The organism is Streptomyces sparsogenes, from assembly GCF_001704635.1.
Classification (GTDB): domain Bacteria; phylum Actinomycetota; class Actinomycetes; order Streptomycetales; family Streptomycetaceae; genus Streptomyces; species Streptomyces sparsogenes.
Genome location: NZ_MAXF01000096.1, coordinates 201,648 through 211,159 on the forward strand (window position 1 = coordinate 201,648; position 9,512 = coordinate 211,159).

At 71.2% G+C, this 9,512-nt stretch carries 9 protein-coding genes; 3 read left to right on the forward strand and 6 right to left on the reverse strand.

From position 1 onward, the window contains the following. Positions 1 to 138: 138 nt before the first annotated feature. From BBH68_RS20885 to BBH68_RS20895, 3 genes are read left to right on the forward strand one after another with little or no spacing between them, the layout of a single operon-like run. Positions 139 to 1,518 (forward strand): hypothetical protein, encoded by a 1,380-nt coding sequence (locus BBH68_RS20885; RefSeq protein WP_065964719.1) that lies wholly within the window; start codon positions 139 to 141, stop codon positions 1,516 to 1,518. Further along, positions 1,518 to 2,660 carry a hypothetical protein gene (locus BBH68_RS20890; RefSeq protein ID WP_065964721.1) on the forward strand — a complete coding sequence of 381 codons (1,143 nt, stop codon included), beginning with the start codon at positions 1,518 to 1,520 and terminating at the stop codon, positions 2,658 to 2,660. The genes BBH68_RS20885 and BBH68_RS20890 overlap by 1 nt, the downstream gene beginning before the upstream one ends. Positions 2,661 to 2,710: 50 nt before the next feature. Continuing rightward, on the forward strand, positions 2,711 to 2,926 hold the full coding sequence (locus tag BBH68_RS20895; RefSeq protein WP_065964723.1) for a type II toxin-antitoxin system VapB family antitoxin: 216 nt from the start codon (positions 2,711 to 2,713) through the stop codon (positions 2,924 to 2,926). A gap of 204 nt (positions 2,927 to 3,130) precedes the next feature. Here BBH68_RS20895 and BBH68_RS20900 read toward each other — a convergent pair whose 3' ends face one another. From BBH68_RS20900 to BBH68_RS20925, 6 genes are all read right to left on the reverse strand, one after another. After that, positions 3,131 to 3,931 carry a carbohydrate ABC transporter permease gene (locus BBH68_RS20900; protein WP_065964800.1) on the reverse strand — a complete coding sequence of 267 codons (801 nt, stop codon included), beginning with the start codon at positions 3,929 to 3,931 and terminating at the stop codon, positions 3,131 to 3,133. A gap of 291 nt (positions 3,932 to 4,222) precedes the next feature. Continuing rightward, positions 4,223 to 4,879 carry a class I SAM-dependent DNA methyltransferase gene (locus BBH68_RS20905; RefSeq protein ID WP_065964725.1) on the reverse strand — a complete coding sequence of 219 codons (657 nt, stop codon included), beginning with the start codon at positions 4,877 to 4,879 and terminating at the stop codon, positions 4,223 to 4,225. Positions 4,880 to 4,918: 39 nt separating this feature from the next. Continuing rightward, positions 4,919 to 5,890, reverse strand: coding sequence for a prolyl aminopeptidase (gene pip / locus BBH68_RS20910; RefSeq protein ID WP_065964726.1), 972 nt, complete (start codon positions 5,888 to 5,890; stop codon positions 4,919 to 4,921). A 215-nt stretch (positions 5,891 to 6,105) separates the two neighbouring features. Then, positions 6,106 to 7,014, reverse strand: coding sequence for a carbohydrate ABC transporter permease (locus tag BBH68_RS20915; protein WP_065964728.1), 909 nt, complete (start codon positions 7,012 to 7,014; stop codon positions 6,106 to 6,108). Continuing rightward, on the reverse strand, positions 7,014 to 8,375 hold the full coding sequence (locus BBH68_RS20920; protein ID WP_065964729.1) for an extracellular solute-binding protein: 1,362 nt from the start codon (positions 8,373 to 8,375) through the stop codon (positions 7,014 to 7,016). The genes BBH68_RS20915 and BBH68_RS20920 overlap by 1 nt, the downstream gene beginning before the upstream one ends. Before the next feature lie 142 nt (positions 8,376 to 8,517). Next, positions 8,518 to 9,512: chitinase (locus BBH68_RS20925; protein ID WP_170066582.1), on the reverse strand; the 995-nt coding region annotated here is incomplete at its 5' end.

Sequence of the window (9,512 nt, forward strand, 5' to 3'; positions counted from 1 at the left end):
CGCTTCGGCCGCTCCCGGTCCCGCTCCCGCACCTCTCCTGGCCCGCACCCCGGCGGACACGCCTCTGGTACTGTCCCGGCTTGATCAACGCCGTTGGCTGAGCGTGCTGGTCGAGGGGGACGAAGGAGCGGGGGCGGGATGCGTCGGTTGTGGGCCCGTGTGTGGCTGCGCCACACGGCCCTGGTGGTACTCGTCACGGCACTGGTCGCGGTCGTCGTCATCGCGGTGCGCGACGGCGACGACGGCGGCCATCTCGCGGCCAACCGCGCCCAGTTGCGCAAGGCGTGCGACGGCGCCCTGCCGTACGAGGACCTGAAGCGGCTGGTCCCCGACGGCCGGGCGGGGGAACTCACCCAGCACGGCACCATGCTCGAACCCGGCCAGGAGTCCCGCTCGCTGCTGGACTGCTCGCTGTCCTGGGGAGACGGGTACGGCGTCACGGTCCACGCCGAGGCGCTCGTCTCGGACGTCCCCGAGGGCATGCGGACCGACGACGTCCTCGGCACCGCCGGCGCCGACGGCACGTACGTGGCCCCCGGGACCACCGGCCAGTACGGCAGGCGCGGCGCCTGGGTGGTGGCCGAGTGCGTGGGCGGCCTGCGCGGCCGGGTCCGGCCCACGACCGACCTGTATGTCGCGGCCCTCGTCACCGACGGCGAACACCAGGGCGGCGACAGCCAGGCCGAGCGCGAGAAGCGCGCCAGGGCCGACCGGGCCTCCGCCCTCACCGGCTTCCGCACCGCCGTCCACGTCGCGAACGCCATCACCAAGGCACAGAACTGCGGAAGCGCCCCGCTGAAGGTGCCGACCCGGGTGCTGGACACCTACCAGGCGCACAACGACAACGCCGACTGGCAGTCGGAACGCGTCGAGGAGCCCGGCCGCGACCTGCGCAAGTGCGGCTGGATCAACCCCCGCTCGCTGCCCGGCCTGATGTCCGGGCCCTGGACCACGCTCGGCGACATCGAGGACTCCGGCCTGGTGAGCGCCTGCCAGGGCACCTGGGACGCCGAGGCCGAGGACAACGACGGCACACAGCCGCGGGACTGGCAGATCACCGGGGTCGAGGCGGCCAGTTGGGCGGGCATCCTCGGCCGGACCGCGTACGACGCGTACGAGCGCGAGGGCCATGTGCCGGGGTGGGGAGTGACCCAGAGCCGGGGAAGGCCGTCGGGCGACGGTGGGAACGGCGACAGTGGGAAGGGCGGGAACGGCGGCCGGGACCAGGCGGGCGCCCAGGGCGAGGACCGCATCTCCTCCTACGCCGACGACCCCCAGCTCGCCCTGTGGGCCCGCTCGGTGTGCGGCGGCCGGGAGACCTACCACCGCGTCTCGGTGATCCCCTCGATCCTCATCGAGGACGGCGCGACCGCCACCCTCAGCGCCAAGGAGCACGCCAAGCTCTCCCGCACGGCGCGCACGGTGCTGGACCGCTACCTGAGCGCCGCGGACGGCTGGCCCAAGTCGGCGGGGTGCCGCGACACGAAGGTGCTCGGGGAAGTCGAGGAGTGGCACTGATGGCACTGAACGGACCGCGCGGTGGCGGGTGGCTCACCCGCCGTCGACGGTGGGGCCTCGGGGCCGCCGTGCTGGCGCTCGCCGCGCTGGCGGGCGTGATCGTCTGGATGGCGGGCAGCGACGACCGCGCGCTCGACGCGGCCTGCGACGGGGTGCTGCCCGCGAAGGACGTCCGCGCGGTGCTCGGGGACGGCGACATCAGCGTGAGCAACCGCACCAAGGGCACGTTCGACACCGAGGCCAAGAGCACCAACACCCTCGCCGTACGCTGCGAGGTGACCGCGGACGGCAAGGGCAGCGTCCGGGTGACCATCGCGGGCGCGCCGCGCCCCCGCACCGGGTACGGCATCGCCGGGCTGTACACCTCCGTCCCCGGGGGGAACACCATCGCGGTCCCCCTCGGCCACGGCTGGTCCGGCCTCTTCGGCACGGGCAGCGTGCGCCAGGGCGACAGCGAGGACGGCGAGGCGACCACCGCCGTGCTGCTCGACTGCGCCAAGGGCGGCAGCAGCCTGCTCATCACGGTCGAGACCAAGCTCGGCGGCGTCACCCTCGACGACCCCGCCGCCCGCCCCGACTTCGTCCGCACCGCGACCGCCACCGCCAAGGCGGCCAACGGCCACTGGGGCTGCGGCGCGCGCCTGGGTACCCCGGTCCGCACGGTCGGCCTGCCGGTCAACGAGGACGAGTACGAGCCGCTCCTGGGCGCCAAGGGCACCTGCGCCGGCGTCCCGACGGCCGCCCGCTCCAGCGTCTCCACGGCCCGCGAGACCGCCCGCGACCGGGCCCCCCGCGAGACCTGCGCCCTCGGCGCACGCGACGGCTTGCCGCGCTACCGCCTCGACGCCTACTACGGCCCCTACGCCGAGGAGGCCCGCGCCGAATACGCCGACGCCCCCGCCCAGGACGGCCCCACCCCCGCCGACAAACCCGCCGGCCGCCTCGGCCGCAGCGCCTACTGGGCCACCGCCACCTGCCCCGACGGCGCCGAGGACGCCCTGTTCCTGGTCCGCGCCGACGGCACCGAGGACAACACCCGCCGCCGCCCCGACCTCCCCTACGAACGCGCCGCCCTCAAGGCCTTCGCGGAACGCTCGGCCCGCAGCCACGGCTGCGGGGCGCCGGTCACGCCGGGCGGGTGAACGGCCGGCGCTCGGGCTGAGGTGTGGGACGTCGTTCCGGAGGAGGACACATGGCACGAACCGGCGTCGATGTCGACGGCGAGCTGCTTCCCGAGGCCGCGGAGATCTTTGGCACCACGACCAAGGTCGCCACGGTGAACGCCGCGCTGGAAGACGCGATCAAGCGCCGCAAACGCGCGTCGTTCCTGAGCTGGCTCGCCGAAGGTGGGCTGCCGGATCTGACGGGTCCCGTGGGGACTCCGGCTGACCCGCACCAGGCGGTATGACCGATCGCTACCCCATCGACGCGTCGTGTGCGGAGCCGTCGAGCTGGAGGTATTGCACAGCGCCCGGTCGACGGCAGACGCGGAACGCATCCGCGACGAGATGCGCGGCTTCGACTGGCTTCCGACCCCAGATGAGGCATGGGACCGTGCCCCCGCTTGCCCCGGCAAACGGGGGCCAGGCGCGTGGCCCCCGGTCATGACCCGTCACCCCTTGACGGCCCCTCCCAGCGCGAAACCGCCGCCCATCCGGCGGGCGATGAGCACGTACAGGAGGATCACGGGGGTCGAGTAGAGGATGGAGAAGGCGGCGAGCTGGCCGTAGGCGACCTGGCCGTAGTTGCCGAAGAAGGTGAAGATGGTGACCGACGCCGGAAGCTGGTCGGGGCTGAGCAGCAGCATGAAGGGGACGAAGAAGTTGCCCCACATCATGATGAAGCTGTAGATCATCACGACCGTCATGCCCGGCCCCATCAGGGGCAGGATCACGCGGGTCAGGGTCTGTGGCCAGGACGCGCCGTCCGTCCACGCGGCTTCCTCGAGGATGACCGGGACGCCGTCCATGAAGTTCTTCATCAGCCAGACGGCGAACGGGAGTTGTGAGGCGGCCAGGAACAGGGCCGTGCCGTACATCGTGTCGACGAGATCGACCTGTACGAAGAGGCCGTAGACCGGGACCATGATCGCGGTGATCGGCAGACAGGTGCTGAACAGGATCGTCATCAGGTACGGGCGCACGAGGCGGGAGCGGAACCGGGACAGCGGATAGGCCGCGAGCGCGGCGCACGCCACGGTGAGGACGGTGGCTCCGCCGCACAGCAGCAGGCTGTTGAGCATCGGCGTGAAGGTGATCTCGTCCGTCCACACCGACTGGAAGTTGTCCAGCGTGGGGGAGCCGGGGACGGACACGCGCAGGGTGGCCTCGCCGTCCAGGGAGGCCAGGAGGAGCCAGGCCAGGGGGAGTACGAAGGCCGCGGCGACGACGAGCAGGGCGGCGTCGGCGGCCAGTCGGCGGCGGGTGCGGGGGGACCAGGTGGTGGGGGACCAGGCGGCGGGCGGCCCGGCGGTACGCGGTCCGGACGGCGGCTGGGACGTGGTGGGCCGGGACAACGTGCGGCCGGGCAGTGCGGACAACCTCGGACCTCCTCGCGCCTGCCGGCGCAGTCGATCAGCGTGTTGATCAGCGTCCCGTCTATGAAACCGTCCGCCCGGCCGTGGGGGAAGACTCCCGTCACATCAACGGAATTGAGCCGCGAGCGCGGCGCGCAGCACCGCGCTCGGCCGGCTCGTGGAGCGAGGTCACCCGAGCCGCTCGTCCTTGCGCATCAGCAGACGGCCGTGGCGCAGGGGCCGTTCTCCTTCGCGCGGCTGGCGCATCATCCGGCCGACCTCGGTGAACCCGGCGTCGCCGGCCAGCCGTGCGAGGTCGTCGATCGGCCATCGGTAGGCCGTCGTCACCTTGTGGTCGAACGGTGTGACCGGCTCGTCCTGCGCCTCGAAGAAGCCGAGCAGGAGGTGGCCGCCGGGCGCGAGCACCCGCCGGAACTCGGCGAAGTAGGCGGGGAGGAGGCGCGGCGGGGTGTGTATGACCGAATACCAGGACAGGATGCCGCCCAGCACACCGTCGGCCAGATCCAGGGCGTCCATGGAGCCGACCTCGAACCGCAGGTCCGGGTGGGTCTCGCGGGCGATGTCGATCATCACCGGCGACAGGTCCACACCGAACACGTCCACCCCCAGATCCCGCAGGTGCGCGGTCACCCGTCCCGGGCCGCACCCCAGCTCGGCGACGGGCCCGGCGCCGTGGGTCCGGGCGAGTTCGGCGAACGCGGCGAGCAGGCCCCGGTCCAGCGGGACCTCGTCGAGCTCGTTCCGGACCAGGTCGGCGTAGAGGGCGGCCACGGCGTCGTAGGCGTTCGCGGTGGTGGTGAGGTAGGAGGAGGAAGGTTCAGTCACAAGGGAGGACCTTAGAGCGTCCCCCTGTCAGGTGTGCTCTCATTCGGGCCGCTCGTCCTTTCCGAACCGCGCGATCGTCTCCAGGATCGCGTCGCGCATCGCGGGGCTCCCCGTGTGCCCCGAGTCGTCGATGACCTTCAGCTCCGCGTCCGGCCACGCCTTGGACAGCTCCCACGCGGCCTTCAGCGGGCTGCCCAGGTCGAGCCGGCCGTGGATCAGCACTGCCGGGATGCCGGCCAGCCGGTGGGCGTCGCGGAGCAGTTGTCCGTCCTCGAGCCAGGCGTCGTGGGCGAAGTAGTGGGCGCAGATCCGGACCATGGCCATCAGGGCGTCGTCGGGCTTGCCGCCGTAGTAGCCGGGATGCCCGAGTGTCTCGTGGGCGATGACGGCGTCCTCCCAGGCGCACCAGTCCCGCGCCGCCTTGACCCGGACGGCCTCGTCCGGGCTGTTCAGCAGCCGGTTGTACGCGGCCACGAGGTCGCCGCCCCGGTCCGGCTCCGGCAGCGCGTCGCGGAACGCCTCCCAGGCGCCGGGCAGCAGGCGTCCGACGCCCCGGTAGAGCCAGTCGATCTCTTCCGGCCGGGTCATGGTGACACCGGCGATGACGATCTCGGAGACCCGCTCGGGGTGGCGCTCCGCGTAGGCGAGGATCAGCGTCGAGCCCCAGGACCCGCCGTAGAGCAGCCAGCGCTCGACGCCCAGGTGCTCGCGCAGCCGCTCCATGTCGGCGATGAGGTGGTCGGTGGTGTTGTGTTCCAGACTGACCGCCGGGTCGGAGGCGTGCGGCAGGCTCTCACCACAGCCCCGCTGGTCGAACAGGACGATCCGGTAGACCTCGGGATCGAACATCGAGCGACTTCCGCGCCCGCCCCCGCTCCCGGGGCCGCCGTGCACCCACAGGGCCGCCTTCCCGTCGGGGTTCCCGCTGGTCTCCCAGTAGATCCGGTTTCCGTCTCCGACGTCGAGGAGGCCGTGCGCGTACGGCTCTATGGGCGGGAAGGGCTCGGTCATGGGGCTCTCCTCAGGGGCGCGAAGGACAACCTCGTGAGGCTAGACCCGCTGCCGGGGACTTCGCCTCCCAAAAACCGAGTGCGGTGAGTATCGGACGGCGACACGCCGACACCACGGCGTGTCGCTGTCCGATACTCACCGCAAAGTCGCTGGTTGCCCACGGGGCCCCGGGGGGCGGCCGCGAGGGGGCCGTCGAGTTCGGGGCGTCGGGGCGTTCAGAGCTCCTCGCGCATCAGCCGCAGGTAGACCACCGAGAACACCGCGCCGACCAGCAGCAACAGCAGGGCCACCGCCGTGCCGTAGCCGATGAGCGACTTGTTGAACGCCTGGTCGTACATGAAGACCGGGAGGGTCTGGCTGCGGTTGCCGGGGCCGCCTCGGGTCATGGCCCAGATGAGGCCGAAGACGGAGAGGGTCTGGAGGGTGTTGAGCATCAGGTTGGTGCCGATGGAGCGGCGGATCATCGGCAGGGTGACGTGCCAGAAGCGGCGCGGGCCGCTCGCGCCGTCGACTTCGGCGGCCTCGTTGATCTCCTTGGGGATCTCGGAGAGCGCGGCGGAGTAGACGAGCATGGAGAAGGCCGTGCCGCGCCAGACGTTGGCGAAGGAGACGGCGAGGATGGGGAGGGTGTAGAGCCAGTTCTGGGACGGCAGGTGGAGCCAGTCCAGGACGGCGTTGAGGGTGCCCTCGCGGCGGAAGAAGGCGTAGAGCAGAAAGCCCGCGACGATCTCGGGCACCACCCAGGCCGCGATGACGATCGAGCCGGTGAGGGTGCGGATCGGCTTGGATGCGCGCCGCATGGCGGTGGCGAGGGCGAGGCCGAGGGTGTTCTGGCCGATGAGGGAGGACAGGAAGGTGAAGACGAGGGTGAGGACGACGGCGTTGCGGAAGTCGTCGTCGGCGAAGGCGCGCCGGAAGTTGTCGAGGCCGACGAAGTTCGTGGTGGCGGCGCCGGTCAGCTGCATGTCGGTGAAGGCGATGTAGACGCAGTAGCCGATCGGCCCGCCGAGGAAGAGCAGCAGGAGGGCGGTGGCCGGGGCGAGGGGGAGCCAGCGCAGGGGGCGGCGGCGCCCCGGGCGCGCCGGGGCGGCCGGGGCCGCCGCCACCTTGGTCGCGGTCGCCATCAGCCCTTGGCCACCGTGGCGCCGTCGGCGATCGAGTCGAGTTGATCGCCGTACGACTTCGCGGCCTCGCCGGGGGAGGCGTCACCCGTGGTCACCGACTCCATGGCCTCGCCGATGGCGGTGGAGACCTGCGGGTAGACGGGGAGCGCCGGCCGGTAGTGGGTGTACTTCACCAGCTTGGTGAAGAAGGTGATGCCCGGCATGGAGGACAGATAGCGGGGGTCCTGGGCGACGTCGTCGCGGACCGCGATCTGCGCGCCGACCACGCACCATTCGACCGCGTTCTTCTCCGTCTGGAGCTGCTCGATGAACTTCCAGGCCAGGTCGGGGTTCTTGGACTTGGCGGTGATCGCCCAGGTCCAGCCGCCGGACATGCTGACCTTGCCGGGGGCCTGCCCGGACTGCGTGGGCATGGCCGCCTGGCCGAGGGTCTTGGACCACTCGGCCCAGGGCTTGCCGCCGGTCTTCAGCCAGTTCTGGCCGAGCCAGGAGCCGTCGAGGGCGATGGCGAGCTTGCCTTCCGGCAGCCACTCGCTGTAGACGGTGGTGCCGACGTTGGGGTCGAGGGCGTCGGAGACGTCGGGGCCCAGCTTCTCGGAGTAGACGGTCTTGAGGAAGTCCAGGGAGTCCTGGAAGCCCTTGCCGCCGGTGACCCACTTCTTCGCCTTGGGGTCGTACAGCGGGTTCTCGCCCGTGCCGTACAGCAGCATCTCGAAGCTCTGCATGACGGCGGTCTCGCCGGGGGCCTTGCCGGTGTAGACGTTGAGCGGGGTGACGCCGGGGACCTTCTCCTTGATGGTGCGGGCCGCGTCGAGGATCTCGTCCCAGTTCCTGGGCTGCCAGTCGGCCGGCAGCCCGGCCTTGGCGAAGATCTTCTTGTTGAACCACAGGCCGCGGGTGTCGGTGCCGTCCGGGACGCCGTACGTCTTGCCGTCCTCGGCCTTGGCCGCGGCCTTGGCGGTGTCCACGAACCGGTCCCAGGTCTTCCACTTGTCCAGATAGTCGTCGAGGGGGCGGAGATAGCCGGCCTTGATGTCGGAGTTGATCCGGAAGGTGTCCTCGTAGACCAGGTCGGGCGCGGTCTTGGGGGACCGCATCATCTGCTGGACCTTGGTGGCGTAGTCGTTGTCCTGCGCCTGGATCGGGATCAGCTTGACCTTCTTGCCGGGGTTCGCCTTCTCGAACTCCTTCTTCACCCCGGCCAGGTAGTTGTCCTTGAATCTGATCTTGTTGTCGGTGCTGCGGGCGTAAGCGACCTTGACGGTGTCCGGGTCGCTGCCCGAGCCGCCGCCGCAGGCGGTGAGCCCCGCGGCGGCGACGAGCGTGACTGCGCTGAGGATCAGTGGGGCGGTGGGGCGCACGGGCACGACCTCCTTGCTGGCCTCTGGGGCTGCGGGCCGACCGTACGGTCGGCTCCTGGGCAAGGTCAATCCCCGTGACCAGGAACGCCCTTGATCGAACGTCAGCCCGTAAACCCCGGATCCGGCCCGCCTGCCCGCCCGCTCAGCCGGTGTAGCCCGCCAGCACCTTGGTGAAGTCGTACCTGCCCTGGTTGATGCCGCTGCACGCGTCCGCGTCCGTGCCGGAGCCGCACGCGCGGTCGCGGTTGAGCGACCAGAAGCTGACCCGGGCCAGGTGGTGGCTCTTGGCGTAGGAGACCACGGACTTGAAGTTGTCGAGGGTGACCGTCTCGCCCGCGACATCGGTCTTGCCGTTCATGGAGGAGAAGCCGGACTTGCGGTACGCGGCGTCGGAGGACAGGCCGTAGGCGCTCGCGACCGTGTTCTTCAGGCCGTCGACCGCCGACTTGGTGGCCGCCGCCATGTCGAGGGAGCCCTGGCCGAAGTCGAACGGCATGACGGTCCAGCCGTCCACGTCCACGCCGCTCGCCGCGCCGCGCCTGACCAGGTCCTTGCCGTTGGCGTCGGGGCCGCTGGTGGTCGTCCCGAAGGTGACGTACACCTTGATGCCGCTGTTCTTCTGCTTGACGATCTTCAGCGCGTCGATCACCCGCTGCCGGACCGTGGCGTTCTCGAATTCGCTCGCCTCGATGTCGATGTCGATCGACTTGAGCCTGTAGGCGTCGATCACTTTCTGGTACGCGCCGGCCAGCGCGGAGGCCGAGGAGCACTTCTCGCCGAGCTTGGCGCCGCTCCAGCCGCCGAAGGACACCGTGACATCGCCGCCGGCCGCGCGTATGGAGTTGATTGTGGACTGGTCGGCGCCGCCGGTGAGCGCGCGGGAGCCGTCCCACTTCGGGTTGCAGCCGCCGTCCGAGAGGATGAAGGCCATCGTGAACTGGGTGGTGCCGGTGGCCGCCATCACATCCGTGGCCTTGGGCGGGTTGCCCCAGCCGAGGTAGAGGTACGGCCCGGTCTGGCCGCTGGCCGCGGCCTTGGCGCCCGGGGCGGCGGCCATGGCGCCCGGGGCGGCGGCCATGGCGCCCGGGGCGGCGGCGCGAGGAGCGGCGGCCTGGGCGCCGGTGGCGTGGCGGCGAG

What these genes read in the sequence shown, in the direction of transcription:
- BBH68_RS20895 (WP_065964723.1), top strand. Translation starts at nt 2,711, where the DNA reads ATGGCACGAACCGGCGTCGATGTCGACGGCGAGCTGCTTCCCGAGGCC.
- BBH68_RS20885 (WP_065964719.1), top strand. Translation starts at nt 139, where the DNA reads ATGCGTCGGTTGTGGGCCCGTGTGTGGCTGCGCCACACGGCCCTGGTG.
- BBH68_RS20890 (WP_065964721.1), top strand. Translation starts at nt 1,518, where the DNA reads ATGGCACTGAACGGACCGCGCGGTGGCGGGTGGCTCACCCGCCGTCGA.
- BBH68_RS20915 (WP_065964728.1), bottom strand. Translation starts at nt 7,014, where the DNA reads ATGGCGACCGCGACCAAGGTGGCGGCGGCCCCGGCCGCCCCGGCGCGC.
- pip (WP_065964726.1), bottom strand. Translation starts at nt 5,890, where the DNA reads ATGACCGAGCCCTTCCCGCCCATAGAGCCGTACGCGCACGGCCTCCTC.